Origin of the sequence: Defluviimonas sp. D31 (assembly GCF_033436765.1) — a bacterium.
Taxonomy (GTDB): Bacteria; Pseudomonadota; Alphaproteobacteria; order Rhodobacterales; family Rhodobacteraceae; genus Albidovulum.
Genome location: NZ_JAWQFN010000010.1, coordinates 89,058 through 114,490 on the forward strand (window position 1 = coordinate 89,058; position 25,433 = coordinate 114,490).

Genomic DNA, 25,433 nt, shown 5'->3' on the forward strand with positions numbered 1-25,433 from the left:
GTTGCAGCTTCAGAGCCGCTCGAAACCCCGTTTCACTTCCCAATCCGTCACCACGCGGTTCTGCTCCTCGATCTCCCATTGAGCGGCGCGGGTGTAGTGGTCCACCACGTCGTCGCCGAAGGCCGCGCGCAGCATCTTCGACTTCTGCAGCAGGGCCGCCGCCTCGCCGAGCGTATGCGGGATCTCGCGGACACGCCTTGCATGGTAGATGTCGCCGGTGATCGCCGGTTCAAGCTCCAGCGTCTGTTCGATTCCGGCGAGCCCCGCCGCCAGCAGCCCGGCGCAGGCCATGTAGGGGTTGAGGTCGGCCCCGCCGATCCGGCATTCGACGCGGATCGCCTTGGTGCTCTCGCCGCAGACGCGGAACCCGGCGGTGCGGTTGTCGAAGGACCAGACCGCCTTCGTCGGTGCGAACATTCCGACGACGAAGCGCTTGTAGGAGTTGATGTAGGGCGCGAGAAGTGCGGTGATCTCGCGCGCATAGGTAAGTTGCCCCGCGACGTAGTGGCGCATCAGGTCGGACATGCCGTGGGGGTCTTTCTCATCCCTGAAGGCGGGCTTGCCGCCCTTCCACAGCGACTGGTGGACATGGCTCGACGAGCCCGCGCGTTCGTGGCTGTATTTCGCCATGAAGGTCGCGGCGCGGCCCTGTTGATGGGCGATCTCCTTCACGCCGTTCTTGATGATCGCATGCATGTCGCAGGTGTCGAGGGCATCGGAGTATTTCGCGTTGATCTCTTCCTGCCCGACCTCGGCCTCGCCCTTCGAGTTCTCGATCGGGATACCGGCGCCCCAGAGCCCGTTGCGGATCGCCCGCATCACGCTTTCTTCCTTCGTGGTGCCGAAGATCGAATAGTCGATGTTGTGGCGGCCGAGCGGCTGGAGGTTCTGGTAGTTGCGGTCATTGAGGTCGTCGTAGCTGTCCTGGAACAGGAAGAACTCCAGTTCCGTCGCCATCATCGCGTCGAAGCCCATCGCCTTGGCGCGGGCGATCTGGCGCTTGAGGATCGCGCGGGGGCTGACGGCGACCTCCTCATGCGTGTGGTGGTCGAGAAGGTCGCAGAGCACCATCGCGGTGCCGTCTAGCCAGGGAACGCGGCGGAGCGTCGAAAGGTCAGGCTTCAGGATGTAGTCGCCGTAGCCCTTCTCCCAGCTTGCCGACTTGTAGCCGGGCACCGTGTACATCTCGACATCGACGGCGAGGAGGTAGTTGCAGCAATGCGTCTCCTCCCAGGCGCTTTCGACGAAATGCTGCGCGACGAAGCGCTTGCCCATCAGCCGGCCCTGCATGTCCGGAAAGCAGGCGAGGACGGTGTCGATCTCACCGGCGGCGACAGCCTTCTTCAGCGCGTCGAATGTCAGATTTGCGGGCATTCAGGCCCCTCCCTTTCTTGGTCCCTGTCTTTCGGACTCGATGTCCGCATTGCCCTCGCTCTTAACATTTGATCAAAAAAATGAATAGCGACATTCAGTAGGTTCATGCTTTTTGATATGAAGTATGGGGCGGCGGATATGCCGCCGCCCTATGTGTTTGATCATGTGTAGCGATAGGGCCGCCCGGCCTTGTCCATCGCCTCGTTGTAGGCCTTGAAGATATTCACGATCTTGGCCTTGGTTTCGCTTTCTGCCGCGATCTCTTCCCAGAAGGCGCGGGCGGCGGCCTCGACCTGGCCCCATTCCTCGTCGGGGATCGAGGTCAGCTGCATCTTCGTGCCCTCGACACGGAGACGCGCCTCGCCGGCCCAGTACCAGTGCTGGCGGTAGTAGTGGCTGGCGTCGAAGCAGACACGGACGAGTTCCTGCAGATGCGGCGGCAGTTCGTTCCAGCGGTCCATGTTGGCGAAGAAATGGCCAATCCAGGCGCCGGAAATGTTGTTGGTGAGGAAGTAGTTGGTCACATCGGCCCAGCCGACCGTGTAGTCCTCGGTAATGCCCGACCAGGCGACCCCGTCAAGCTCGCCGGTCTGCACCGCGACCTCGATATCCTCCCAAGGCAGCGTCACAGGTACGACGCCGAACTGCGCGAGGAACCGGCCGGCCGTCGGGAAGGTGAAGACCCGCTTGCCCTGAAGGTCGGCGAGCGAGTTGATCGGATCCTTTGTGGCGAAGTTGCACGGATCCCAGGAGCCGGCGGAGATGTGCTTGACCCCGACCTTGGAATATTCCTCGTCCCAGATCTCGTTCAGGCCCCAATTGTGGAACAGGGCCGGCACGTCGAGCGAGTAGCGCGAGGCGAAGGGGAAGTAGCCGCCGAACACCGTGACCTCGGTCGGCGAGACCATGCTGTCGTCGTCCGACTGCACCGCGTCGATCGTGCCGCGCTGCATCGCCTGGAAAAGCTCGCCGGTCGGCACCAGCTGGTCGGCGAAGTAGAGCTCGATCTCCATCTGGCCTTCGGCGATCTTGTTGAAGCTGTCGATCGCCGGTTTCACCACATGTTCGCCGAGCGCCGCGCCGGCATAGGTCTGAAGCCGCCACTTGATCGGCGATTGCCCATGGACGGCGGGCGCGGCCAGCGTCGCGGCACCGGCGGCGGCGCCGGCCGTGAGAAACTTGCGTCTCGTTGTCATCGGTCTTTCCTCCTTGTTGCGGTTCGGTCTCGGGCGGTTGACCCGCCTCATTGTTTGTAGAGCTGCTCAGGCAGCCAGAGCGCGATCTGAGGGAACGTGATGACGAGCGCGAGGGCGAGGATCATCACGGCCACGAAGGGTACGATCGAGCGGTAGATGTCGGCGAGCGAGATCTCCGGCGGCGCCATAGCGCGCATCAGGAACAGGTTGTAGCCGAAGGGCGGCGTCATGTAGGCGACCTGCGTGGTGATCGTGTACAGCACACCATACCAGATCAGGTCGAAGCCGAGCGCGTCGACCAGCGGCACATAGAGCGGGGCGACGATCACGAGCATCGCGGTGTCGTCGAGGAAGGTGCCCATCAGCAGGAACGTGAGCTGCATGATGATCAGCACGGTCCAGCGGTTGAGGTGCAGATCCTCGAGGAAGAGGCCCTTGAGCGCTTCGACCGCCCTAAGCCCGTCGAAGATCGCGCCGAAGGCCAGCGCGGCGAGGATGATCCAGAGGAACATGCAGGAGATGGCGAGCGTGTGGCGGGCGGAGGTCTCGAACACGGCCCAGCTCATGCGGCCCTTGACGATCGCGGCGAGCACGGCGGCAAGCGCGCCGATGACCGAGCTTTCCACGAGCCGGACATAGCCCGTCACGAAGGGCACCATCATCGCGAGGAAGATGCCGAACGGCAGGAGCCCGGCGCTGAGCAGGCGGATCTTCTCGGCCCGCGTGACCTCGGCGCGTTCCTTTGCGGACAGGACCGGTCCGAGCGACGGCGTGATCTTGCAGCGGATCCAGATGTAGATGATGAACATCGCCGCCATCATCAGCCCCGGCAGGACGCCGGCTAGCCAGAGCTTGCCGACTGGCTGGCGCGCGATCATCGCGTAGAGGACGAGCACGACCGAGGGCGGGATCAGGATGCCCAAGCTGGAGCCCGCCTGGATCACGCCCGTCACCATCAGCTTGTCGTAGTTGCGCCTGAGAAGCTCGGGCAGCGCGATGGTGGCGCCGATCGCCATGCCGGCGACGGAAAGCCCGTTCATCGCAGAGATCAGCACCATGAGGAAGATCGTGCCGATGGCCAGGCCCCCGGGCACAGGGCCGAACCAGACATGGAACATCCGGTAAAGGTCGTCGGCAAGCCGGCTTTCGCTGAGCACGTAACCCATGAAGATGAACATCGGCAGCGTCATCAGGGGGAACCAGCCCATCAGCTTGATCGACTGCGCGAAGGCGATGTCGTAGCCGCCGCGGTCGCCCCAGAGCCAGAGCGCGGCCACGACGGCGACGAAGCCGATCATGCCGAACATGCGCTGGCCGGAGAACAGGAGCACCAACATCGCGCCGAACATCGACATGGCGATCAGGTTCGGGGTCATGAAAGGTCCTCACCGCGGAGTTTCGCCAGGTCTTTGATGAAGATCGAGGTGCATTGCAGGATCATCATCACGATGCCGATGCACATGACGGTCTTGACCGGCCACATGTAGGGGCGCCAGAGGCCGCGCCGGGTCTCGCCGGTCTCGATCGCGTAGGCGGTGCTCTCGACCGCGCCGTACAGCAGGACCCCGAGATAGAAGATCAGCCCGAGGATGGTGACGGCATCGACGATCGCCTTGGTGCGGTCGCGCCAGCGGCTGTAAAAAAGATCCATTCGCACGGCGCTGTCGAGTTGCAGCGAATAGGCCCCGCCGAGCATGAAATAGCCCAGAAGCAGGAACTGCCCCATCTCGTCGGTCCAGATCGCGGGCGTCAGCGCCGAGCGGGCGAAGGACGACCAGAGCATCACGCCCATCAGGACGAACAAGAGGTACATCGCGAAGCGCCCGACGCGGTAGTTGAAGGCGTCGACATGGCGCACGAAGGTTCGGGTCCAGTTCGGCATGTCAGATCGCCGCCTTCCTGTTCGTTTCGGTGCCGATCCGCGCCAGAGCCGCCGTAAGGACCGGGGCGAGGCCGTCGGTCATGGCGGAAATGGCGAGGTCATCGGCCAGAAGATCATTGCGGATTTCGAGCATGACGTGGTGCAATCCGTAAGGGGTGGCCTGAAGCCGCAGCGTATGGGTCACGCCATCGGCGGCGGAATAGGGTTCGTTCAGGCGGCAATCGAGGCCAGTGCGTGCCTTCGCCTCGATCAGAACCGCCCGGGCGAAGGTCGGGTCGGCGTCGTGGATGAGCCCAAGCTCGACCTTGCGGTTCTTGCCGAAATAGACCGGCGTGAAGCTGTGGACGGTAACGATGACCGGCGGTCGGCCGCTGGCGAGCCGCCGGGCGATCTCGGCGTGAAGGGCGGCGTGGAAGGGCAGGTAGATGGCTTCCGTGCGCCGCAGCCTCTCGGCCTCGGCGAGGTTCGCGTTGCCAGGAATATCAAAGACCTCGCTCCGTTCCGTCATCGCGCCCGGCGCGTGGGGCGGGCGGTTCAGGTCGTAGACGAGCCGCGAGATTCCGGCCGAAACCAGGGGCGCATCGAGCGCCTTAGAGAGCCCCCGCGCGAGGCCGAGCGCGCCGGGATCCCAAGCTATATGCGCCGCACGCGCCTCGGGCATGAGGCCAAGCGTCCCGAACGCGGCCGGAAAGTGGTTCGAGGCATGTTCGCAGACCACGAGAAACGGCCCGCGCGCGCTGCGGTTCTCGGTCGTCACGACCGGAAGGGTCTTTGTCGTCGTCCCCGTCATCGCCCCGGAATCCTCCCCGACTCCCCTTTCAAGGCTCATCCGGCGACCGCATTTTTGTCAAGATATTTTCTTGACTGTAATCTCTGTTAAGATCTTTACTTGTTTCGCCGGCAAGCGCCCGGCGCTGAGGAGGGAGAACCGACGATGCCCGGCGCCGCAAAGACCATCGAACAGCAGATCAGGGCGCATTTCGACGGGCTCACGCGGGCAGAGAGGCAACTCGCCTCGCACATCACGCGGCACTATCCGGTCTCGGTGCTGGGGTCGATCACGGCGCTCGCCAAGGGGGCGGAGGTCTCGACGCCGACGGTGGTCCGGTTGGTGCAGAAGCTCGGCTACAAGGGCTATCCGGATTTCCAGACGGTTGTGCGGGCCGAGGTGGAGGAGCGGCTGATCTCGCCCATCGCCAAGCATGACCGCTGGGCAGGCGGCGTGCCGGAAACCCATATCCTCAACCGCTTCGCCGATGCCGTTGTGGGCAATCTGCAGGCGACGCTCGGCCAGATCGACCATGCGGATTTCGACGCGATCGCGGGACTGATGGCCGACAGGAACCGCAAGATCTTCGCGATGGGCGGGCGCATCACCCATGCGATGGCGGACTACTTCGTGACCCACATGAAGGTCATCCGCCGCGACGTGACGCTGATTTCCGACATGTCCAACGCGTGGCCGCCCGCCCTGATCGACATGGGGCCGGGTGACGTGCTCCTCGCCTTCGACATAAGGCGCTATGAGAACAATGTGCTCAGCCTTGTCGAGATGGCCGCTGATCAGGGCGCCGAGGTGGTGCTGATCACTGACCAGTGGGTCTCGCCCGCCGCCGAGCGGGCGCGCTACCGGCTCTCGGCCCATATCGAGGCGCCCTCGGCCTGGGATTCGACCGTGGCGATCCAGGTGCTCGTCGAGACGCTGATGGCGGCGATCCAGAGTCTGACCTGGGAGGAGACGCAGGCGCGGATGAAGCGGCTGGAGGAGCTTTACGCTCGCGCCCGGTTCTTCCGCCGCTCGAAGTGAGGGTGCCGCCGCGAACGTCCGGGCGTCGGTGGATCGCCCCGGTCTGGTTCACTGCCCCGCCGTTGATCCGCCGTCGATCTGGAACGCGGCACCCGTCACGAAACGCGCGTCGTCCGACGCCATGTAGAGGATCGAGGTGGCGATTTCGCCGGGTGCCGCGATGCGCTTCAACGGCGCGTAGTCGATGAGCGCCCGCTCGGCCGCCAGCGGGTCAGCGGCCCGGTCGATGCCATCACGGCGCACCATGTCGGTGTCGACGTAACCAGGGCAGACACAGTTCACCCGGACATCGGGCGCGAGTTCAAGCGCCATGGCGCGGGTCATGTTCACGACGCCGCCCTTCGACGCGCAATAGACGGTGCCACTCCCGACATCGCCCATGAGGCCGGCGTCCGAGGCGACATTGACGATATTGCCCTTGCTTTCGCGCAGCGCCCCGAGCGCCCAGCGGATGCAGAAGAACGTGCCCTTGAGGTTCACCGCGAGCATCTCGTCCCAAAAGGCCTCGTCGATCTCTTCGATGGGGCCTGCATCGCCGACACCCGCGCTGTTGACCAGGATGTCGAGCCCGCCCAGCCCCTCGATGGCCGCACCGACGATCGCCTTGCATCCCGCGGCCGTTGCCACGTCGCCAGGAGCGGAGACGAGCCTCGCCCCGCTTCCCAATGCGGCAATCGCCGAGGACGTGGAGGCGGGCGTTCGGCCATTGACGGCAACCCTCGCGCCAGCTTCGAGGAACGCCTCGGCGGTCGCGCGGCCGATGCCACGCGTTCCCCCGGTGACCAGCACGCGCTTGTCCGTGAAATCAAACCGCATCGCCGCCATCCCTATCTGAGGACCGGATGAGATTTTGTGACACGGCACGCCGCTCGCGGCAACGCTGGAGCCGTGAGGCGGGGACGTATCTCGACGCTTGCAAGTGTCGCGAAACGGCCAGCCGCGCCCAGATCCCGTCTCTCAGGTCGTCAGTGCGGGCGGGCGGTGGCGCATTCCGGTCGCGGCGTTGAAGGCGATGGCGGCGAGAAGGACGGCGCCGCCGATGAAGGTGCCAGAACTCGCGCTTTCGCCGAGGACGAGCCAGACCCAGACCGGCGCCAGCATCACCTCGGCCATCGTGAGAAGTCCGAGCTCGGCCGCCTCCACGACCCGGCTGCCGGTGGTGTAGATCGCGAGCCCGAAGCCGAGCAGCGCCGCCCCCATCAGCATCGCGATGGCGATGGAGCGGGGGGGCAGGGCGAAGCTCTCGCCGCGCAGCGCGATGACCGCGCCCGCGACGATCACCGACAGCACCCCGCCGATCAGCACCGAGGGCAGCATGTTGGCGACGCGGCCCCAGCGGAGCGCGATGGTGAAGGCGGAAAACCCCGCCGCCGAGAAGAGCGCCGCGACATTGCCCCAGCCGGCGCCGATGGCAAGCCCCTCGCGGACCATCACGAACATGCCGATCCCGGCGAGCGCGATGGCACCCCAGGTCGCGCGGCGGACCGGCTCCTTCAGGATCAGCCAGGCCATGACCGCGGTGAAGAGCGGCGCCGCGGCGAAGAGGAAGACGGCATTGGCGACCGTTGTCGACTGGATGGCGTAGATCGCGCCGGCGAAGGCGAAGACGAGACCGAAGCCGCCGATGAATCCGGGCCATCCCGCGGCGCGGATGCGCTGGAACGGGCGCCCGCCGGAGCGGTAGGCGACGGTCAGAAAGAGCACCGGCGCCATGCCGAGCGAGCGGTAGAACAGCACCTGCCATGTCCCCGCATCGCCGAGCGAGCGGATCGCGAGCCCCATGAGCGACCACAGGACCGCCGCGAAGAGCACCAGCCCCACGCCCTTGCGATAGCTTACGACATGATCCATGTGCGCCTCCGTTTCCCCAAGTAAAGTGGGGAACGGCGGTGGCCATCGTCTGTTCCGATGCCGACGTACGGCGGCGTCGGTTTTCGCCCGTCAGGCCGCGCGCAGCCAGCCGGCGGAGAAGCGTACCTCCTGGCAGCCGGTGAAGCGGCCGAGCCGGGCGAGTTCGGCCTCTAGCCGGGCCAGCCGGCCCGCGCCCATCGCGATGCCCGCCTCGGGCCAGAAGGCGGTGACGGCGAGCGCGCCCTCGGCGCGCAGGCATTTCGCGTCGATCCGGCCGATCAGCCGGTCGCGCTCCATCACCGGGAAGACATAGTAGCCAAAGCGGCGTTGCGGCTCCGGCACGAATACCTCGATCCGGTAGTGAAAGCCGAAGAGCCGCTCGGCCCGTTTGCGGTCGCGCAGCGCGGGGTCGAAGGGCGAGAGGATGCGGACGCGGTTCGCCGGGGCGGGCAGCGCGGCGGCGGCATCGGCGAGGCCCGGCCATGCGAGGCAGCGGCGCAGGCTGCCGTCGTGGTTCTCGATCCGGACCTCGGTGACCGCGCCACGCGCCAGCGCGCGGTCGCACCAGTCCTTCGCCTCCTGCGGCGTCACCAGATCCCAGAACGCCGCGATCTCGCCCGAGGTGGCGAAGCCCAGCCGGTCGAGCGCGGCATCGCAGGCCCAGTCCACGGTCGCGGCCTCGGCTGGTTCCGGCAGCCGGTGGGCCTCGGGCAGGACGCGTTCGGCGAGGTCGTAGACCTTGGCGAAGTTGCGGCGGTGGCAGACGCAGAGCGCACCCGTCCGCCACAGGTATTCCAGAGCGGTCTTCGAGGGATGCCATTCCCACCAGCCGCCCTTGCCGCGCTGCTCGTCGGTTCCGACCTCGCCCGAGCCGCAGGGGCCGCCCGCGCGGATATGGGCCAGCACGTCCTCCACCTTGTCGTGGAACTCGGGCCCCTGCCACGCGGTCCAGCGGGCAAGCATGCGCTCGGCGTCGCGGCGGAAGCGAAGCCGCCAGTAGGGAAAGAACTCCGCCGGAATGACGGAGGCATCGTGGGTCCAGTGCTCGAAGAGCGCCCGGTCGCGTTCCAGAAGGCGCTTAAGATCCGCCGGCCGGTAGCTCTGGCGGCGCGACCAGAGGATCATGTGATGGGCGCGTTCGACCGTGTTGATGCTGTCCACCTGGACGAAGCCGAGCCGGTGGATCAGCGCCATCAGCGCGTCGCCCCGTGCCGGCCCGGAGGGCGGCTCCAGCAGCGCGTGGCGGTCGAGAAAGAGCCGCCGGGCGCGCTCGTTGTCGAGGACCGGCGCGGTCATCGACCCCAGGTCCGGTCGAGCACCGCCAGCCAGTTCTCATGCGCCAGCTTGCGGATCAGCGCCTCGCCGTAGCCATGTGCCGCGAGCGCGTCGAGGAGCCGCGGCAGGCCGCACGCGTCGCCGATCGCCTCCGGCACCATCGCGCCGTCGAAATCCGATCCGAAGCCGACGTGGTCTTCGCCCAGATGCTCGATCAGGTGGTCGAGATGGCGCAGGACCGGCTCCCAGCCGTCGAAGGACGCGCGGCGGCCGTCATGACGCAGGAACACGGTTGCGAAGTTGAGCCCGACCATGCCGCCGGAGGCACGGATCGCGGCGAGCTGGCGGTCGGTGAGGTTGCGGGTCGAGGGGGTGACCGCATGGGCGTTGGAATGGGTGGCGACGAGTGGCGCACCGGAAAGCGCCGCGACATCGTCGAAGCCCTTCTCGTTCAGGTGGCTGAGGTCGATCAGGATGTGGAGCCGGTCGCATTCCGCGACGAGGCGCTTTCCGGCCTCCGTGAGGCCGGGGCCGGTGTCGGGCTCGCCGGGGAAGCGGAACGGGACGCCGTGGCCGAAGGCGGTGGGGCGCGACCAGACCGGGCCGAGCGATCTGAGCCCGGCGGCGTGCCAGAGGTGCAGCGTGTCGAGATCCTCGCCGATCGGCTCGGCGCCCTCGAAATGCAGGATGGCGGCGATCCTTCCCGCCGCCATCGCGGCGCGGATCTCGGCGACCGATCGGCAGATCGAAAGCGTTCCGGTGCGCTCCATCCACATCAGGTGCCCGATCATCGCGGCGGCAACGGGCTGTGCGGTGTTCGCGCCGACGGGTCCGGGCAGGGGCAGGTCGTAGGGCGGCGCGTCCATCAGCGCGTCGAGGTCGATCGAGGCGTCGGCGTCGGGCGAGGGGATATAGACCGCGAAGAAGCCGCCGGCGAGGCCGCCGGCTCTCATGCGCGGCAGGTCGAGATGGCCCTTGCCCTCTCCCTTGAGCCAGATCTTCTCGCGCTCGGCCGGCTTGCGCAGGAGCCTGAGCAGGAAATCGTTGTGACCGTCGAAAACCGGAATCATGCTGCCTCGGCGCTGGGGTCGTTCCGGCCGTTCCGGGACCAGGCCCCGAGCCTCGCGCGAAGCGCGGCGGAGCGCAAGGGAGGCCGATCCGGACTTGACCGTGAGGTACGCCCCGGTCAGCCTGCGCCGAAACAGGGGGGCTCGCATGAAACTGGTGCGCTACGGGGCGAAGGGGGCGGAAAAGCCCGGTCTGATCGACGGCGAGGGACGGGTGCGCGATCTCTCCGGGGTGATCGGCGATCTTGCGGGGGAGGCGCTTCTGCCCGAGAGCCTCGCGCGGCTCGCGGCCCTTGATCCAGCGGCGCTGGCTTTGGTCGAGGGTGTGCCGCAGGCGGGGCTTCGGCTCGGCCCCTGTGTCGGCAGCACCGGCAAGTTCGTCGCCATCGGGCTCAACTATGCCGACCATGCCGCAGAGGCCGGGATGAAGGTGCCGGAGGAACCCGTCATCTTCAACAAGTGGACCTCGTGCATCAACGGGCCGGATGACGACGTGATCCTGCCGCGCGGCTCTGAGAAGACCGACTGGGAGGTCGAGCTTGGCGTCGTGATCGGCAAGGGCGGCGTCTATATCCAGGAGGCCCAAGCGCTTTCGCATGTCGCGGGCTATTGCGTCGTCAACGACGTCAGCGAGCGCGAGTACCAGATCGAGCGCGGCGGCACTTGGGACAAGGGCAAGGGCTGCGACACGTTCGGGCCGATCGGGCCCTGGCTGGTGACGCCGGACGAGGCGGGCGATGTCGGCAATCTGAGGATGTGGCTGGAGATCGACGGGCGGCGCTGCCAGGACGGCGCGACCGCGACGATGGTGTTCAAGGTGCCCTTCCTCGTCGCCTATGTCAGCCGCTTCATGTCGCTCCAGCCCGGCGACGTGATCGCGACCGGGACGCCGCCGGGTGTCGGCATGGGCCGCAAGCCGCCCGCCTACCTGAAGGGCGGCGAGGTGATGCGGCTGTCGGTCGAGGGGCTCGGCGTGCAGACCCAGAGGGTGGTGCGGGGCTGAGGCCGCGGCCCTGCCGCGATCCCGGTAGATGGACCCGCGGGCCTCTCCCGGCTTATAGTGTTGCGGCCCGGCCGGGTGTTGAACGCTACGGCCGGAGGAGCACCGGGGGGCGGTGATGCCGAAAGCCGCGGATGGATGGATGCCCGCACGGGCCGTGCTTTGCGCGGTCGCCCTCTGGGGTCTGGCCTCTGCCGCCCCTGCGCAGGAGTTCTTCACGCTGAAGGGTCACGGCGGCCCGGTCATGGGCATCGCGACCGGCCCGGACGGGGCGATCCTGACCGCGAGTTTCGACAATTCCGTGGGGCTCTGGCGCGACGGCCGGCCGCTCTGGCTGGAAGGGCACAGGGCGGCCGTCAATTCGGTCGCAGATCTCGGCGGCGGGCGCGTCGCCTCAGCGGGCGACGATTTCACGGTCCGGGTCTGGGATGAAGAGACCGGGGCCGGGCGTGAGCTTGGCCAGCACGCGGGCAAGGTCGTGCGGCTCGCGGTGGCGCCGGACGGGCGGCGGATCGCCTCGGCAAGCTGGGACGGCACCGCGCGGATCTGGGATGTCTCGGGCGCGAGCGATCCCGTCGTGATCGACGGGCACCGAAGCAGCGTCACCGATATCGCCTTCTCGCCCGATGGCACGCGGCTCTACACCGCCTCGGCGGACGGCACGCTGCGGCTCTGGGACGCGGCGAGCGGCACGGCGCTCGGCCAGCTCGTTGCGCACGGCTTCGGCATCAACACACTCGTGGTGAACGAGGATGAGACCTGGCTCGCCTATGGCGCGGTCGATGGCGGCACCCGCATCCTGAAGCTGCCCGGCGGCGAGGAGTTGGCGGACTTCACGCTCGACCGGCGGCCAATCCTCGCGATGGCCTATCATGCAGGCTCGCAGCGGCTCGCCGTGGGCGATGCGCAGGGCTACATCATGGTCGTCGATACCGCCGCGTGGCGCATCGCCGACGATTTCCGCGCGACGCTGAAAGGTCCGGTCTGGGCGCTGGCCTTCGCGCCGGACGGCTCCAATATCCATGCCGGCGGGCTCGACAGCGCGATGTACAGCTGGCCGGTCGACGATCTCGACGGGGCGCGGATCGCGGGGGCCGGACAGAGCTTTCTCACCCCGCCCGAGGAAATGCCGAACGGCGAGCGCCAGTTCCAGCGCAAGTGCTCGATCTGCCATGCGCTCGGCCCCGAGGGCGGGCGCCGCGCCGGGCCGACGCTGCACGGCCTATTCGGCCGGCCCGCCGGAACGGTCGCGGGCTACGGCTATTCCGTGGCGCTTGAAGACTCCGACATCGTCTGGAGCGATGCCACGATCGACCGGCTTTTCGACCTCGGGCCCGATCACTTCATCCCCGGATCGAAGATGCCGATGCAGCGGATCGCGGCCCCGGAGGACCGCGCCGACCTGATCGCGTTCCTTAAAGAGGCGACGGCGCGCGACTAGGCGCGCCGCGCGCAGGTGTCAGGCCGGTTCCACCGCCCTGCGCGCGCCGATGAGCGGGCCGGGGAAGTGGCAGGCCACCCCGTGGTCGCCGCGCGTCAGTTCCGGCACCTGATCCGCGCAGCGGGCCTCTGCGCGCGGGCAGCGGGTGCGGAAGACGCAGCCCGAGGGCGGCGAGAGCGGCGAGGGCAGGTCGCCTTCGAGCGGGATCATCACCTTAGCCCGCTCGGCCACCGGATCGGGGATCGGCACGGCCGAGAGAAGCGCTTGCGTATAGGGGTGCTGCGGCTCGGCATAGAGATCGCGGCTTGTCGCCACCTCCATCTCGCGGCCGAGATAGAGCACCATGACCCGGTCGGAGATATGCTTCACCACCGAAAGGTCATGCGCGATGAAGATCATCGCGAGGCCGAGGTCGCGTTGCAGTTCCGCGAGAAGGTTGATCACCTGCGCCTGGATCGAGACGTCGAGGGCCGAGACCGGCTCGTCGCAGATGAGCAGCTTCGGCTCGACGATCAGCGCGCGGGCGATGCCGATCCGCTGGCACTGGCCGCCCGAGAATTCGTGCGGGTAGCGGTTGATCTGGTTCGGGAGAAGCCCCACCCGGTCCATCATCTTCTTGACGCGGGTCTTGACCTCCTCGCGGTCGAGGTCGGGTTTGTGGACCTTGAGCGGCTCGGCGATGATCTGGCCGACGGTCATCCGGGGGTTGAGGCTGGCGAGCGGGTCCTGGAACACCATCTGGATGTCGGCGCGGTATTTCAGCATCTCGCGCTTCGAGAGCGCCAGGAGATCGGTCTTGCCCTGCCAGAGCGCCTTGCCGGTCGCCGGCACCATCTGGATCAGCGCGCGGGCGAGCGTGGACTTGCCGCAACCGCTCTCGCCGACGACGCCGAGGGTCTCGCCGGGGAAAAGCTCGAAATTCACGCCCGAAACGGCATGGAGAAGCCGGGGCTTCGTCCAGGGCATGTCGCCCGCGCGCTTCAGTACGAAGGTGACGCGCAGGTCTTCGACGCGAAGCAGCGGTTCGGTCATGCAAGCTCCTCCAGCGTGCGGTTGCAGGCGCGCCAGCGGTCGGGCGCGAACTCGGCGAGGGCGGCGAGATGGTCGCGGCAGTCGTCACCCGCGAAGTCGCAGCGCGGCGCGAAGGGGCAGCCCTTGGGCGCGTTCGTCATGTTGGGCGGGCTGCCGGGGATCGAGTCGAGATCCTCGCCCTCGTGGTCGACCCGTGGGATCGCCCGGAGGAGGCCGCGCGTATAGGGGTGGGTCGGGGTCTGGAACAGGGGATCGACAGGGCTTTGCTCCATCACCTGGCCGCCATAGAGCACCAGCACGTCCTCGCAGAACCCGGCCACCACGCCGAGATCGTGGGTGATGAGGATCGTCGCCATGCCGAAATCGCGCTGGAGATCGGCGAGGAGCGTCATGATCTGCGCCTGCACGGTCACGTCGAGCGCGGTCGTCGGCTCGTCCGCGATCAGAAGCTCCGGCCGGCAGAGAAGCGACATCGCGATCATCACCCGCTGCCGCATCCCGCCCGAAAACTCGTGCGGGTAAAGGTCGACGCGGCCCTTCGCGTCGGGAATCTTCACCGCATCGAGCATGCGCACGGCTTCCCGGACCGCCTCGGACTTGCCCATGCCCTTGTGGTGGATGAGCACCTCGGCCATCTGGTCGGCGACCCGCATGTAGGGGTTGAGCGAGGTCATCGGGTCCTGGAAGACCATCGCGATCTTGTTGGCGCGGATCGGGTTGATGACATGGGGCGGGGCGTTCAGGATTTCCCGCCCGTCGAACATCACCGATCCCGTCGCCCTGCCGTTCTTCGCGAGCAGCCCCATGATCGCGAACGAGAGCTGGCTTTTTCCGGAGCCGCTTTCGCCGACGATGCCGAGCGTCTCGCCCTTGGCGAGGGTGAAGTTCACCCCGTTCACCGCGTTCACGGTGCCATCGGGCGTCGCGAAACTGACACCGAGGTCGCGGACTTCGAGTAGTGCCATGTCAGCGATCCTTCGGGTCTAGCGCGTCGCGCAGGCCGTCGCCGACGAAGAAGAAGGCGAAGAGCGTGATGATGAAGAAGAAGAGCGGGAAGGCGAGCTGCCAGAGCGTGCCGTAGTTGATCGTGCCCGCGCCCTCGGAGATCAGGGCACCCCAGCTTGTCAGCGGTTCCTGCACGCCGAGGCCGAGGAAGGAGATGAAGCTCTCGGTCAGGATCATCAGCGGCACCAGCAGCGTCGCGTAGACCGCAACGACGCCAAGGAGGTTCGGCACGATGTGGCGCCAGATGATGGTGAAGCTCGGAACGCCAGTCGCCTGCGCGGCCTCGATGAATTCCTTGTGCTTTAGACTCAGGGTCTGGCCGCGGACGATCCGGCTCATGTCGAGCCAGGAGATGAGGCCGATGCCGATGAAGATCATGGCGATCGAGCGGCCGAACATCACCAGAAGCAGGATCAGCACGAACATGTAGGGCACCGACATCAGGATATCGACGGTGCGCATCATGATGTTGTCCACGCGGCCGCCGATATAGCCCGCCGTGGCGCCGTAGAGCGTGCCGACGACGACCGCGATCAGCGAGCCGACGATGCCCACCATGAGCGAGATGCGCGTGCCCTGCACCGTGCGCGCGAAAAGATCGCGGCCAAGGTCGTCGGTGCCGAAATAGTGGCCGTTCGAGAGCGAAGGCCCGCCGAGCTCGGCGATCTGACCCATGACCGTGAAGTCCAGTTCCTCGTTCGACCAGGCGGCGATGTAATTGCCGAAGATCGCGAAGAGGCCGATCAGCAACAGGATGACCAGCCCGGCGACGGCGGCCTTGTTGCGCAGGAACCGGTGGCGGGCATCGGCCCAGAGCGAGCGGCCCTTGACCTCTTCGGCCGCGAGCCGGTCGCTCAGGCTCTTCATCTTTATCGTGTCTACGACCATGGGCTCAGTACCGGATCTTCGGGTCGATCCAGGCGTAGAGGATATCGACCACGAGGTTGAAGAGGATGGTGAGCGCGCCGACGAGGATCGTGACCCCCATCATCACCGCGTAGTCGCGGTTGAGCGCGCTGTCGACGAAGGCCTTCCCGATGCCGCCGGTGGAGAAATAGATGTCCACGACGACCGAACCGGTGATCATCGTCACGAAGGCCGGCCCGAGATAGGAGATCACCGGCAGCATCGCCGGCTTCAGCGCGTGGCGCAGGATCACCTTGCGCTCCGGCAATCCCTTGGCGCGGGCGGTGCGGATGTGGTTGGAGTTCAGGACCTCCAGCATCGACGACCGGGTGATCCGCGCGATCGAGGCCATGAACGAGGTCGAGAGCGCGACGACGGGCATGATGATATATTGCCACTCGCCGCCTTCCCAACCGCCGCCGGGCAGCCAGCGCAGCCAGAGGGTGAAGATCAGGACGAGGATCGGCGCCATGACGAAGTTCGGCAGCACCTGCGCGCCGATCGAGACGCCGACGGCGAGGTAGTCGAGCCAGGTATTGTGGCGGATCGCGGCGGTAACGCCGAGCGCCACGCCGACGAGGACCGCGACGGCGAAGGAGATCGAACCATAGGTCAGCGTGACCGGGAAACCCTGGGCGATGATCTCGTTCACGGTGCGGTCCTTGTAGATGAAGGACGGGCCGAAATCGAAATGCGCGACGATGCCCCAGACATAACTGGCCATCTGCCGCCATAGCGGCTGGTCGAGACCGTATTTCGCCTCGAGATTGGCCAGCACCTGCGGCGGCAGGCCGCGTTCCTGCGTGAACGGGCCGCCCGGGGCGGCATGCATCAAGAGGAACGAGACGATGATGAGCAAGAGGAGCGTCGGAACGGCGATGGCCAGACGCTTGGCAATATAGGAGAGCATGTGTTCAGACCCGACCGCGAGGAAGAGGGGCGCGCCGTTTCGGGCGCGCCCCCAGTATCGCTCAGTTGGCGACGCGGTACATATCCTTGAGGTACCAGTTCTGCATCAGGTTCGTCAGACCCGCGCCCTTGATGTCGGGCTTGATCATCTCGACCTTGGTGTACTGGTAGATCGGCGCGAAGGGCATCTCGTTGGCGAGGATCTGCTCCGCCTCCTTGTAGAGCGGCGCCGGGTTCTCGGCCGTCTTCGACTCCTTCATCAGGTTGTCGTACTCCTCCGAGAAGAACTTGCCGTTGTTGTGGCCCGAGTAGGAAGTGAAGAGGTCGAGATAGGTCGAAGCCTCGTTGTAGTCGCCACACCAGGCGTAGCGGGCGATCTCGAAGTCCTGGTTCTGCATCTTGTCGGTGTGAACCTTCCACTCCATGTTGTTGAGCGTGAGGTTGACGCCGACGGCTTTCCAGAACTGCTGGACCGCGATCGCGATCTTCTTGTGCGCTTCCGAGGTGTTGTAGTTCAGGGTGAGGTTGAGCGGGTTGTCCGGGCCATAGCCGGCCTCGGCGAGCAGCTCCACGGCCTTCGCGGTGCGGTCCGCCTGGCTCCAGGACGCGTAGTCGATCTCGGGCATCTCGAAGCCCTCGGTCGCGGCGTGGGTCCAGTTGTAGGACGGCGCCTGGCCACCCTGCAGGATGTTGTTGACGACGATGTCGCGGTCGATGGCGTAGGAGAGCGCCTTGCGCACGCGGATATCTTGCAGCGCCTCGGGGCCCTTCTCCTTGTCCAGGTTGAACATGTAGATGTAGGAGCAGGACTGCGGGACCGAGATCGCCTCGGCCGGATATTCGGCCGAGAGCCGCGGATACTGACCGGCCGGCACGTCGGTCCGGTCAAGTTCACCGGCAAGGTAGCGCGTGAGCGCCGCGTTCTCGTCGTTGATCGTCAGCGCGGTCGCTTTGGTGATCACGGTGTTCGCGTCGTCCCAGTACATGGGATTGCGCTCCATCACGACCTTCTCGCCGAGAATATGCTCCTTCAGCACATAGGCGCCGTTGCCGACGAGGTTGCCCGGCTCGGTCCACTTGTCGCCGCCGGCCTCGATCACCTTCTGGTTGACCGGAAAGACGGAGGCGTGGGTCAGCATCTTCGGAAAATACGGCAAGGGCGCAGTGATCTTCACTTCGAGCGTGTGATCGTCGACCGCCGTCACGCCGAGCTCATCGACCGGCTTCTCTCCCGCCACGACTTCCGAGGCATTCACGATCTGCATCAGCTCGATGTACCAGGCGTATTCCGAGGCGGTCGCGGGATCGGCGAGGCGCTTCCAGGCATAGACGAAATCCGCCGCGGTGACCGGGTCGCCGTTCGACCACTTGGCGTTGTCGCGCAGATGGAAGGTGTAGGTCGTCTTGTCGTCCGAAAGTTCGTAGCTGGTCGCCACGCCCGGCACCAGGACGCCCTCCTGGTCCTCGTTGTAAAGCCCCTCGAAGAGCGAGCGCATGATGCCCGAGCCCTCGACGTCGGTGTTGATCTGGGGGTCCATCGACTTGATCGCGTCGAGCAGACGGTAGCTGTATTCCTGGTTCTCGGCGAGCGTTTCGCCGGCTTGCGGGGTCGCGGCGATCGCCGGAAGGGCGAGGCCGAAGCTTAGGGCCGTGGTGAGAAGCAGCTTGTTCATCTTTTGAACGCCTCCTGCTGTTGGATGTTTTTTGTTCATGCGCACTGCGCGCAATGTGGGCAAAGCCTAGTCCCGGCATTTTACCGCACAAGATCAATGCGTCGGTACGAAACGGGTACGTCGCGTCAACCTGACGAGCGTTTGCGACATATCGCCGGAAGCGCCATGCATCCAGCCGGGGAGAGCCTGCGAATTGCCGGGGCGCCCGGCAAAATAATGACGCCGGACCGGCTCTGCGGCAAACAATCTTGCGTCCGCCAGCCTGCGCGAATCGGCGCCGGGGTGCTTGACCGGGCCGCACGGCGCGACCAGTCTCGGCGCGACAGGAGGATCCCGATGAAGCTTCAGCGCCCAGAAACAGAGGCCCCCGGCGATGCCGAAAGCCGCCGCGGCATTCGTCCGGTGATCTGCTATCCGCCGGACACCTTGCCCGCCCCTGACATGGCGCGCTACCGCGCGTTGCGTTCTGGGCTCACGCCCGTCGGAGAGGTTCTGGTCCCGCCGCGCGAGGCCGCCTGTTTCCGGGTGCCGGCGGGCCATGTCTTCCGCATCCACTCGGTTGAGGGGCCGCAGGTCGGCGACCTCAACCTGTGGAACGCGGGCGACCTCTCGGAGCGCTTCTACTCCGGCAAGACACGGGCGCTCCACGGCACACACCTGTCCACCGGCGACCGCATGTGGACCTCTTTCCCGCATCTGAGGCCGATGGCGACGATCACCCACGACACGCTCGACTGGTACGGCTTCGACGACTTCGGCGGCGCGGTTCATGACGTGATCGGCACGCGCTGCGATCCCTACACGCACAACCTCCTGAGCCACGGCGGCCAGTACCACCATTGCTGCCATTCGAACCTCACCCGCGCGCTCGCGGCCGAGACCGGCCTGCCGCTCCGCGAGGCCGAGGCGCATGTCCACGACGTCCTCAATGTCTTCATGTGCACCGGCTTCACCCGCGACACCGGGCAGTACTTCATGAAGGCCTCGCCCGTGCGCCCTGGCGACTACATCGAGTTCTTCGCCGAGATCGACCTTCTCGGCGCCCTCTCTGCCTGTCCGGGCGGCGACTGCTCGGCCCAGCATTCCTCCGACAGCGCCGCCTGCCACCCGCTCCGGGTGGAGATCCTACGCCCCGATCCCGCGGCGCTGGACGGATGGGCCGGGCCAGAACCCAATGGCTACGACCGCAGCCACGGCCTCTGACTTCATCTTGCGAAACACATCCCGGGGCCCGGGGCAGCGCCCCGGTCCTTACGTCCTCACATAGTGCAGCCCCGTGAAGCCGCGCCGCAACGCCGCCACCTCGCCCGCGAGCGCCGCCGGATCATTCGCCCGAAGCCCCGCCGCGATCAGCCGCGCAAGCTCGCCCGCATCGGCCTCGGTCACGCCGCGGCGCACGAGTTCCGGCGTGCCGATCCGGAGCCCGTTCAGGTCGCCCGGCACGTCGGCGAGCGGCAGGCCGATGCCGCAAGCGAGGAACCCGGCCTTCCGCAACAGTTTCGACGCCGCCTGGCCTCCGCCGAAGGCGGCCGCCTCGACCGCGAACTGGTGCGAGGCGGTGTGGCCGCGCGCCGCGGCGAAAACCGGCAGCCCCTCCGCGGCAAGAGCCTCGGCCAGCGCCCGCGCGACGGCGATCATCTTCGCCGCATAGGCGGCGCCGAACTCGCGCCAGTCGAGCAGCGCCAGCGCCAGCGCCGCCACCCTCCCGGCGTCGAAATTCGCGGTCATCCCTGGAAACGCGATCGCGTCGAGCCGCTCGGCAATCTCCGCATCGTTCGTCACGATCAGCCCTCCGGCCTGGCCGCCGAGGCTCTTGTAGGTCGACATCGTCATCAGATGCGCGCCCTCGGCGAGCGGGTTTCTCCAGGCCCGGCCTGCGATGATCCCGCATTGATGCGCGGCATCGAACATGACCTTCGCGCCGACCTCGTCGGCGATGGCGCGGACCTCGGCCACGGGATGCTCGAAGAGATTGAGCGAGCCGCCCACCGTGATCAGCTTCGGTTTCACCTTCCGCGCCAGCGCCCGCAGCCCGTCGAGATCGAGCGTGTAGCCGTCTGCGTCGACCGGTGCGGCATGGGTAACGAGCCCGTAGAGCCCGGCGCAGCCGGCGCCGTGATGGGTGACATGGCCGCCGACGGACGCGGGCGGCGCGATGATCGCGTCGCCGGGCTTCGTCAGCGCCATGAACCCGTAGAGGTTGGCCATCGCGCCCGAGAACACCCGGATCTCGGCGTAGCGCGCCCCGAAGATCTCGGCGGTCAGCTCGGCGCAGATGACCTCGATCTCCTCGATCGCCTCGAGCCCCATCTCGTACTTGTCGCCCGGATAGCCGAGCGAGGGGCGGGTGCCGAGCCCCCGCGCCAGCACCGCCTCGGCGGCCGGATTCATGACATTGGTCGCGGGGTTGAGGTTGAAGCAGTCGCGGTCGTGGATCTCGGCGTTGCGCGCGATCAGCCCGTCGATCCGGGCCGCGACCTCGGCCGACGGCGCGGCGGTGGCCTCGGCATGGCGCTGGATCAGCGCCTCGCAGGCGGCGGGAACCCAGGGTCGATGGGCGAGATGGGCCATGATGTGTCTCCTTGTGACTGGAGCCAGTCGAGCAGAGCGGCCTTGCCCGCGCAAACCAGATTTGCGAAAACTTAGGCGTAGAAAAAGTGAGCCTCAGATGCCCGTCGCCCCGCCCCGCCCGAAAGCCCCGCCGCTCAACGCGCTTCGCGCCTTCGAGGCGGCGGCGCGGCTCGGTGGCTTCGCGGCGGCGGCCGAGGAACTGGGCGTCACGCCGGGTGCGGTCGCGGCGCATGTGAAGGCGCTGGAGGACGGGCTTGGCGCGGCGCTCTTCGAACGCCACGCAAAGGGCGTGCGGCTCTCGGCACTTGGGTACCGGGTGCTGCCGGATTTCACCGAGGCTTTCGACCGGCTCGGCCTCGCGGTACAGGCACTCCGGGCCGAGGCGTCGCCAGACACCGTCCATATCGCGACCCTGCCGGCGATCGCGCAGCTCTGGCTCTCGCCCCGGCTGCCGGCGCTCCGCGCCGCGGCGCCCGAGATCACCATCTCCATCACCGCGATGGAGGAGCCGCCGGACCTGAAGCGCGCGCCCTTCGACCTCAACCTCTTCTACCGGCCCGAGGGCGAGGGCAGGGCGCTTGCGCCCGACGAGATCTTCCCGGTCTGCGCCCCGTCGCTGGCCGCGCGGCTCGCCCGGCCGGAAGACCTCGCCGATGTGCCGTGCCTCACCGACAGCGTATGGGCGGAGGACTGGCGCATCTGGGCCGAGGCCACCTTGCCCGGGGCGGGTTTCGCGCCGGAGGGGCCGATCTTCTCGCTCTATGCGCTGGCGATCGAGGAGGCCGTGAACGGCGCGGGCGTTCTCATGGGGCACGGCGCGCTGGTGGCGCGGCATCTGGAAAGCGGGGCCCTCGTCGCTCCGTTCGGGCCGCGGCTGCGGCTCGGGCGCGACCTCGCGCTCTGGTCGGCCCGGCCGCACCGCCCCGGCAGCCCGGCGGCGCGAGTGGCCGACTGGCTGGCGCGGCCCGGCGGCTGACGACCTGCTGCCGGTTCAGCCGAAGGCCGCCCCGAGCGCGATCTCGACCATGTCGCCGAAGCTGCGTTCCCGGTCTTCGGAAGGCAGAGCCTCATGGGTGAGGAGGTGGTCCGACACCGTGAGCACCGCGAGCGCGCGGGCGCCGTGCCGCGCGGCGACGGTATAGAGCTCGGCCGCCTCCATCTCGACGGCGAGCACGCCGTGGCGGGCCAGAATCTCGGTCAGGTCGGGGCGTTCGTCGTAGAAGACGTCGGCCGAATAGATGCCGCCGACATGGATGCGCGTCCCCTTCGCCCGCGCCGCCGCGACGGCGCGTTCGAGAAGGCCGAAATCGGCCGCTGGCGCGAACTGCATCTCCTTGAAGAAGCCGCGCGAGGGGGTGGAGATGGTCGAGGCGGTCATCGCGATCACGACGTCGCGCAGCTTCACCGCGTCGAGCATTGCCCCGGCCGAGCCGATCCGGATCAGGGTCTTCGCGCCATATTCCCTAATGAGTTCATTGGCATAGATCGACAGCGACGGCATCCCCATGCCGGAGCCCTGGATCGTCACCCGGTGGCCGTTCCAGGTGCCGGTGAAGCCGAGCATGCCGCGCACCTGGTTGACGCAGACGGCGTCCTTGAGGAACGTCTCGGCCGCCCATTTCGCCCGGTAGGGGTCGCCCGGCATCAGGACGGTTTCGGCGATCTCGCCGGGTTTCGCGCCGATATGGATGGTCATGGAGCCCTCGTCGGTTCGGTGTCCGCGAAGTATAGGCTCGGGTTGCGGGAAGGTTAATGGGGGGCGTGCCTTCGACTGCGGGGAGAGCGGCAAGAAGTTGGATTTGCTTGAAAATCCGCGTGTGCAATGCGTACCGCATCCGTCGGGTCCGCGTATGGCATCCGTCCCGACATCCGCGCTATCAGCTGAGGGATGAGGTGTCGGGTTTGGGGGATGAAGCTGCCGTTGTTCTCCTTTGCAGCCAGAGCACTAGATCCCTGCATAGATGAACGGCATCATACGGCTATTTCCCTTGTGCGTGTGCCGCGAGCGCCCGGACGTTGGTGACCTCAATCCTGTTGTAAGATGTGATGAGCCACCCTCGCTGCGCGTATTCGCCTAGCAAGCGATTTACGACTTTGCGGGAGACGTTGGACAAGTGCCCGAGTTCTGCTTGGGAAATGTTGAGGGATCCGTGCTCTGCATCCCACCCAATACAACGGATCAGTACTGCGGCCACCCGTCGAGATGGATCCTTTATGAGGAGATCATCAACCGCTTGCAGGGCGAGTCCGGTGTTAGCCATAAGCATCTGAGCAAACCGCCTGATCCACTCCGGATCTTTGGCAGCAAGCCTGTCCATGGCTACAAGCGGCAGGTGAAACAAGATACTGGGCACGACGGCTTCGAGGCCAACAATGCGTGTCCCCCGCGTCATAAACGCCCCTTCTCCATACCACGTACCCGGCTGCGCCAGATGCGCAATTTTCGGTCCTGAAGGGTTTTCAGATACGGTCACGGCGATCTGACCCTCGATGATCGCATAACAGCCACCAGCCGGGTCTCCGACCGAAAATATCGTTGTACCTGCTTCGAAGGTCTGTGCGCGTCCCACGCTGAGAATGGCATCTTGTACTGCCGCGCACTGAAGCGACAGCCAGCCCTTGGTCCTTAGAACATCCACGATCATCCGAAAACCTCAGGCATTTGTCCGTTCCGACCCAATGTTCAGTGATCTTTTCTGTAATCTGAATCGTATCTGCCTAGGCAGAAGCGAACAGGGAGAGAAAACCATGATACGACCTTTGGCACTAGCGGGGGCTTGCACAGCTATCTTGGTTGGTGCGGCTTTCGGTCAAGAAAAGCCCAACATTCTCGTCATCTGGGGGGACGACATTGGGTGGCAGAACGTCTCGGCCTACGGAATGGGCACGATGGGTTACACCACGCCCAATATCGACCGAATCGCCGAGGAAGGCATCCGCTTCACCGATCACTACGCCCAACCCTCTTGCACCGCCGGACGTGCCGCGTTTCTCACCGGCCAGTACCCGATCCGCTCAGGCATGACGACCGTGGGCCAGCCCGGCTCGCCGCTTGGTCTTCAGGCCGCGTCGCCCACACTTGCTGAAGAGTTAAAGCAGATCGGGTATCGTACCGGGCATTTCGGCAAGAACCACCTTGGCGACCGCAACGAGCACCTGCCCACCGTCCATGGCTTCGACGAGTTCTTCGGCAACCTCTATCACCTCAACACGCAAGAAGAGGCCGAGCAGCGTGACTACCAGCTCTTCGGCGAGGCGTTCTCGGGTTCATTGGAGGAGTACGAGGCGCAATTCGGCACCCGTGGCGTCATCCACAGCTTCGCCTCGGAAACGGACGATCCGACGGAGCAGCCGCGTTTCGGCAAGATAGGCAAGCAGACTATCGAGGATACCGGGCCGCTCACTCAGGAGCGGATGAAGAACTTCGACGCAGCCGAGGTCATCCCGCTGGCCGAAGATTTCATGAAGAATGCCCAGGAAGCAGGCGAGCCATTCTTCGTCTGGCTCAACACCAGCCGGATGCATCTTTACACCCGCCTCAACGAGGAATGGAGGTACGCCGCCGAAACCTACACCACAGAGGCCGACTACCACGGCTCTGGCATGCTCCAGCATGATCACGACATTGGCTTGGTTCTCGACTGGCTGGAAGCCCAGGGTTTGGCCGAAAACACCATCGTATGGTACTCGACCGACAACGGGCCGGAACATTCCTCGTGGCCGCATGGCGCAACAACGCCGTTCAGAGGCGAAAAGATGACCACCTATGAAGGCGGAGTGCGGGTCATCTCTATGGTCCGGTGGCCCGGCGTTCTGCCGGAGGGAGAGACGCTGAACGGCATTCAAGGCCACCAGGACATGTTCACGACTTTGGCCGCTGCTGCAGGCATCGAGGACGTTGCCGCAGAGGTCATGGAAGAAAAGCAGCAATACATCGACGGCGTGAACAACCTCGCCTACTGGAAGGGCGAGCAGGATCACTCCAACCGCAACCACATCTTCCACTATTACGAAGGAACCTTGGCAGCCGTCAGGATGGGTCCGTGGAAATTCCACTTCATCACCCGTGAGGACTACTACGGTGACATCGTCGCGCATTCGATGCCGCGAGTGTTCAATCTGCGCATGGACCCGTTCGAGAGCTACGACAGTACGGATTCCTTCGGTCACCTGATCCAGAAGGTCTCCTGGCTGTTCCAGCCAATGAACGTGCTTCTGACCCAGCACCTTCAGACGCTCGCCGACTACCCGCCGGTTCAGGGCGGCGCGTCCTTCGACATGTCCAACGTGGTCGAGGATTTCCTGAGCAAGTCTTTGCAATAGTAACGACACACTTCCCGGCGTTGACCACAATCGGCGCCGGGATATTATGAAACGAAAACAATGGCTTGAGTCAATTGGCGCCCGGGAGGCAAGGGTTCTCTCATCGGCTGAATCGAGCTCG

At 66.0% G+C, this 25,433-nt stretch carries 23 protein-coding genes; 6 read left to right on the plus strand and 17 right to left on the minus strand.

Annotated features, from left to right (window positions below; genetic code table 11):
- Positions 1-9: 9 nt before the first annotated feature.
- The 5 genes from R5H32_RS16620 to R5H32_RS16640 form a co-directional block, all read right to left on the minus strand.
- Complete coding sequence (locus R5H32_RS16620; protein WP_318339815.1) at positions 10-1,374, minus strand: glutamine synthetase family protein; 1,365 nt, start codon at positions 1,372-1,374, stop codon at positions 10-12.
- A 161-nt stretch (positions 1,375-1,535) separates the two neighbouring features.
- Positions 1,536-2,570, minus strand: a complete 1,035-nt coding sequence (locus tag R5H32_RS16625) for a TRAP transporter substrate-binding protein (RefSeq protein WP_318339816.1) — start codon at positions 2,568-2,570, stop codon at positions 1,536-1,538.
- 47 nt (positions 2,571-2,617) lie between these two features.
- Positions 2,618-3,946 (minus strand): TRAP transporter large permease, encoded by a 1,329-nt coding sequence (locus tag R5H32_RS16630; protein ID WP_318339817.1) that lies wholly within the window; start codon positions 3,944-3,946, stop codon positions 2,618-2,620.
- A complete protein-coding gene (locus tag R5H32_RS16635; protein WP_318339818.1) occupies positions 3,943-4,452 on the minus strand; it encodes a TRAP transporter small permease subunit in 510 nt (169 codons plus the stop codon). The genes R5H32_RS16630 and R5H32_RS16635 overlap by 4 nt, the downstream gene beginning before the upstream one ends.
- Position 4,453: 1 nt before the next feature.
- Positions 4,454-5,242, minus strand: coding sequence for an N-formylglutamate amidohydrolase (locus R5H32_RS16640; protein WP_318339819.1), 789 nt, complete (start codon positions 5,240-5,242; stop codon positions 4,454-4,456).
- Between the two features lie 144 nt (positions 5,243-5,386).
- Between R5H32_RS16640 and R5H32_RS16645 the strand changes: the two genes are divergently transcribed.
- Complete coding sequence (locus R5H32_RS16645; RefSeq protein WP_318339820.1) at positions 5,387-6,259, plus strand: MurR/RpiR family transcriptional regulator; 873 nt, start codon at positions 5,387-5,389, stop codon at positions 6,257-6,259.
- 48 nt (positions 6,260-6,307) lie between these two features.
- Here R5H32_RS16645 and R5H32_RS16650 read toward each other — a convergent pair whose 3' ends face one another.
- The 4 genes from R5H32_RS16650 to R5H32_RS16665 all read right to left on the minus strand — a co-directional run bounded on the left by R5H32_RS16650 (position 6,308) and on the right by R5H32_RS16665 (position 10,455).
- Complete coding sequence (locus R5H32_RS16650; protein ID WP_318339821.1) at positions 6,308-7,075, minus strand: SDR family oxidoreductase; 768 nt, start codon at positions 7,073-7,075, stop codon at positions 6,308-6,310.
- Positions 7,076-7,216: 141 nt separating this feature from the next.
- Positions 7,217-8,110 (minus strand): DMT family transporter, encoded by an 894-nt coding sequence (locus R5H32_RS16655; protein ID WP_263333899.1) that lies wholly within the window; start codon positions 8,108-8,110, stop codon positions 7,217-7,219.
- Between the two features lie 90 nt (positions 8,111-8,200).
- Positions 8,201-9,406 carry a winged helix-turn-helix domain-containing protein gene (locus R5H32_RS16660; RefSeq protein WP_318339822.1) on the minus strand — a complete coding sequence of 402 codons (1,206 nt, stop codon included), beginning with the start codon at positions 9,404-9,406 and terminating at the stop codon, positions 8,201-8,203.
- A complete protein-coding gene (locus R5H32_RS16665; protein ID WP_318339823.1) occupies positions 9,403-10,455 on the minus strand; it encodes a dipeptidase in 1,053 nt (350 codons plus the stop codon). Before R5H32_RS16665 ends, R5H32_RS16660 begins: the two co-directional genes overlap by 4 nt.
- 145 nt (positions 10,456-10,600) lie before the next feature.
- Here R5H32_RS16665 and R5H32_RS16670 point away from each other — a divergent pair, with 145 nt between their 5' ends.
- Positions 10,601-11,455 carry a fumarylacetoacetate hydrolase family protein gene (locus tag R5H32_RS16670; protein WP_318339824.1) on the plus strand — a complete coding sequence of 285 codons (855 nt, stop codon included), beginning with the start codon at positions 10,601-10,603 and terminating at the stop codon, positions 11,453-11,455.
- Positions 11,456-11,594: 139 nt separating this feature from the next.
- Complete coding sequence (locus R5H32_RS16675; RefSeq protein WP_318339825.1) at positions 11,595-12,893, plus strand: c-type cytochrome; 1,299 nt, start codon at positions 11,595-11,597, stop codon at positions 12,891-12,893.
- A gap of 18 nt (positions 12,894-12,911) precedes the next feature.
- Here R5H32_RS16675 and R5H32_RS16680 read toward each other — a convergent pair whose 3' ends face one another.
- From R5H32_RS16680 to R5H32_RS16700, 5 genes are all read right to left on the minus strand, one after another.
- Positions 12,912-13,925 carry an oligopeptide/dipeptide ABC transporter ATP-binding protein gene (locus R5H32_RS16680; RefSeq protein ID WP_318339826.1) on the minus strand — a complete coding sequence of 338 codons (1,014 nt, stop codon included), beginning with the start codon at positions 13,923-13,925 and terminating at the stop codon, positions 12,912-12,914.
- The gene (locus R5H32_RS16685; RefSeq protein WP_318339827.1) at positions 13,922-14,890 is read right to left on the minus strand and encodes an oligopeptide/dipeptide ABC transporter ATP-binding protein; all 969 of its coding nucleotides are present in this window, start codon (positions 14,888-14,890) and stop codon (positions 13,922-13,924) included. Before R5H32_RS16685 ends, R5H32_RS16680 begins: the two co-directional genes overlap by 4 nt.
- 1 nt (position 14,891) lies before the next feature.
- Positions 14,892-15,797 carry an ABC transporter permease subunit gene (locus R5H32_RS16690; RefSeq protein WP_318339828.1) on the minus strand — a complete coding sequence of 302 codons (906 nt, stop codon included), beginning with the start codon at positions 15,795-15,797 and terminating at the stop codon, positions 14,892-14,894.
- Between the two features lie 25 nt (positions 15,798-15,822).
- A complete protein-coding gene (oppB, locus tag R5H32_RS16695; protein ID WP_318339829.1) occupies positions 15,823-16,746 on the minus strand; it encodes an oligopeptide ABC transporter permease OppB in 924 nt (307 codons plus the stop codon).
- A gap of 61 nt (positions 16,747-16,807) precedes the next feature.
- Complete coding sequence (locus R5H32_RS16700; RefSeq protein WP_318339830.1) at positions 16,808-18,418, minus strand: peptide ABC transporter substrate-binding protein; 1,611 nt, start codon at positions 18,416-18,418, stop codon at positions 16,808-16,810.
- 336 nt (positions 18,419-18,754) lie between these two features.
- Here R5H32_RS16700 and R5H32_RS16705 point away from each other — a divergent pair, with 336 nt between their 5' ends.
- Entirely contained in the window at positions 18,755-19,621 is an 867-nt protein-coding gene (locus R5H32_RS16705; RefSeq protein ID WP_318339831.1) for an urea carboxylase-associated family protein, read from the plus strand.
- A 48-nt stretch (positions 19,622-19,669) separates the two neighbouring features.
- On the opposite strand, the gene glyA is transcribed toward R5H32_RS16705, so the two are convergent.
- Positions 19,670-20,989, minus strand: coding sequence for a serine hydroxymethyltransferase (gene glyA, locus R5H32_RS16710; RefSeq protein ID WP_318339832.1), 1,320 nt, complete (start codon positions 20,987-20,989; stop codon positions 19,670-19,672).
- Positions 20,990-21,086: 97 nt separating this feature from the next.
- Between glyA and R5H32_RS16715 the strand changes: the two genes are divergently transcribed.
- Entirely contained in the window at positions 21,087-21,965 is an 879-nt protein-coding gene (locus R5H32_RS16715; protein ID WP_318339833.1) for a LysR family transcriptional regulator, read from the plus strand.
- Positions 21,966-21,980: 15 nt separating this feature from the next.
- Here the strand turns inward: R5H32_RS16715 and deoD are convergent, their stop codons facing one another.
- Entirely contained in the window at positions 21,981-22,685 is a 705-nt protein-coding gene (deoD, locus tag R5H32_RS16720) for a purine-nucleoside phosphorylase (RefSeq protein ID WP_318339834.1), read from the minus strand.
- Positions 22,686-22,968: 283 nt separating this feature from the next.
- On the minus strand, positions 22,969-23,634 hold the full coding sequence (locus tag R5H32_RS16725) for a Crp/Fnr family transcriptional regulator (RefSeq protein ID WP_318339835.1): 666 nt from the start codon (positions 23,632-23,634) through the stop codon (positions 22,969-22,971).
- Positions 23,635-23,737: 103 nt separating this feature from the next.
- Here R5H32_RS16725 and R5H32_RS16730 point away from each other — a divergent pair, with 103 nt between their 5' ends.
- Positions 23,738-25,312 (plus strand): arylsulfatase, encoded by a 1,575-nt coding sequence (locus R5H32_RS16730; protein ID WP_318339836.1) that lies wholly within the window; start codon positions 23,738-23,740, stop codon positions 25,310-25,312.
- Positions 25,313-25,433 lie beyond the last annotated feature (121 nt).

What these genes read in the sequence shown, in the direction of transcription:
- R5H32_RS16680 (WP_318339826.1), bottom strand. Translation starts at nt 13,925, where the DNA reads ATGACCGAACCGCTGCTTCGCGTCGAAGACCTGCGCGTCACCTTCGTA.
- R5H32_RS16730 (WP_318339836.1), top strand. Translation starts at nt 23,738, where the DNA reads ATGATACGACCTTTGGCACTAGCGGGGGCTTGCACAGCTATCTTGGTT.
- R5H32_RS16670 (WP_318339824.1), top strand. Translation starts at nt 10,601, where the DNA reads ATGAAACTGGTGCGCTACGGGGCGAAGGGGGCGGAAAAGCCCGGTCTG.
- R5H32_RS16655 (WP_263333899.1), bottom strand. Translation starts at nt 8,110, where the DNA reads ATGGATCATGTCGTAAGCTATCGCAAGGGCGTGGGGCTGGTGCTCTTC.
- R5H32_RS16645 (WP_318339820.1), top strand. Translation starts at nt 5,387, where the DNA reads ATGCCCGGCGCCGCAAAGACCATCGAACAGCAGATCAGGGCGCATTTC.
- glyA (WP_318339832.1), bottom strand. Translation starts at nt 20,989, where the DNA reads ATGGCCCATCTCGCCCATCGACCCTGGGTTCCCGCCGCCTGCGAGGCG.
- R5H32_RS16675 (WP_318339825.1), top strand. Translation starts at nt 11,595, where the DNA reads ATGCCCGCACGGGCCGTGCTTTGCGCGGTCGCCCTCTGGGGTCTGGCC.
- R5H32_RS16685 (WP_318339827.1), bottom strand. Translation starts at nt 14,890, where the DNA reads ATGGCACTACTCGAAGTCCGCGACCTCGGTGTCAGTTTCGCGACGCCC.
- R5H32_RS16690 (WP_318339828.1), bottom strand. Translation starts at nt 15,797, where the DNA reads ATGAAGAGCCTGAGCGACCGGCTCGCGGCCGAAGAGGTCAAGGGCCGC.
- R5H32_RS16715 (WP_318339833.1), top strand. Translation starts at nt 21,087, where the DNA reads ATGCCCGTCGCCCCGCCCCGCCCGAAAGCCCCGCCGCTCAACGCGCTT.
- R5H32_RS16700 (WP_318339830.1), bottom strand. Translation starts at nt 18,418, where the DNA reads ATGAACAAGCTGCTTCTCACCACGGCCCTAAGCTTCGGCCTCGCCCTT.
- R5H32_RS16660 (WP_318339822.1), bottom strand. Translation starts at nt 9,406, where the DNA reads ATGACCGCGCCGGTCCTCGACAACGAGCGCGCCCGGCGGCTCTTTCTC.
- R5H32_RS16665 (WP_318339823.1), bottom strand. Translation starts at nt 10,455, where the DNA reads ATGATTCCGGTTTTCGACGGTCACAACGATTTCCTGCTCAGGCTCCTG.
- R5H32_RS16640 (WP_318339819.1), bottom strand. Translation starts at nt 5,242, where the DNA reads ATGACGGGGACGACGACAAAGACCCTTCCGGTCGTGACGACCGAGAAC.
- R5H32_RS16630 (WP_318339817.1), bottom strand. Translation starts at nt 3,946, where the DNA reads ATGACCCCGAACCTGATCGCCATGTCGATGTTCGGCGCGATGTTGGTG.
- deoD (WP_318339834.1), bottom strand. Translation starts at nt 22,685, where the DNA reads ATGACCATCCATATCGGCGCGAAACCCGGCGAGATCGCCGAAACCGTC.
- R5H32_RS16620 (WP_318339815.1), bottom strand. Translation starts at nt 1,374, where the DNA reads ATGCCCGCAAATCTGACATTCGACGCGCTGAAGAAGGCTGTCGCCGCC.
- R5H32_RS16635 (WP_318339818.1), bottom strand. Translation starts at nt 4,452, where the DNA reads ATGCCGAACTGGACCCGAACCTTCGTGCGCCATGTCGACGCCTTCAAC.
- R5H32_RS16705 (WP_318339831.1), top strand. Translation starts at nt 18,755, where the DNA reads ATGAAGCTTCAGCGCCCAGAAACAGAGGCCCCCGGCGATGCCGAAAGC.
- oppB (WP_318339829.1), bottom strand. Translation starts at nt 16,746, where the DNA reads ATGCTCTCCTATATTGCCAAGCGTCTGGCCATCGCCGTTCCGACGCTC.
- R5H32_RS16725 (WP_318339835.1), bottom strand. Translation starts at nt 23,634, where the DNA reads ATGATCGTGGATGTTCTAAGGACCAAGGGCTGGCTGTCGCTTCAGTGC.
- R5H32_RS16650 (WP_318339821.1), bottom strand. Translation starts at nt 7,075, where the DNA reads ATGCGGTTTGATTTCACGGACAAGCGCGTGCTGGTCACCGGGGGAACG.
- R5H32_RS16625 (WP_318339816.1), bottom strand. Translation starts at nt 2,570, where the DNA reads ATGACAACGAGACGCAAGTTTCTCACGGCCGGCGCCGCCGCCGGTGCC.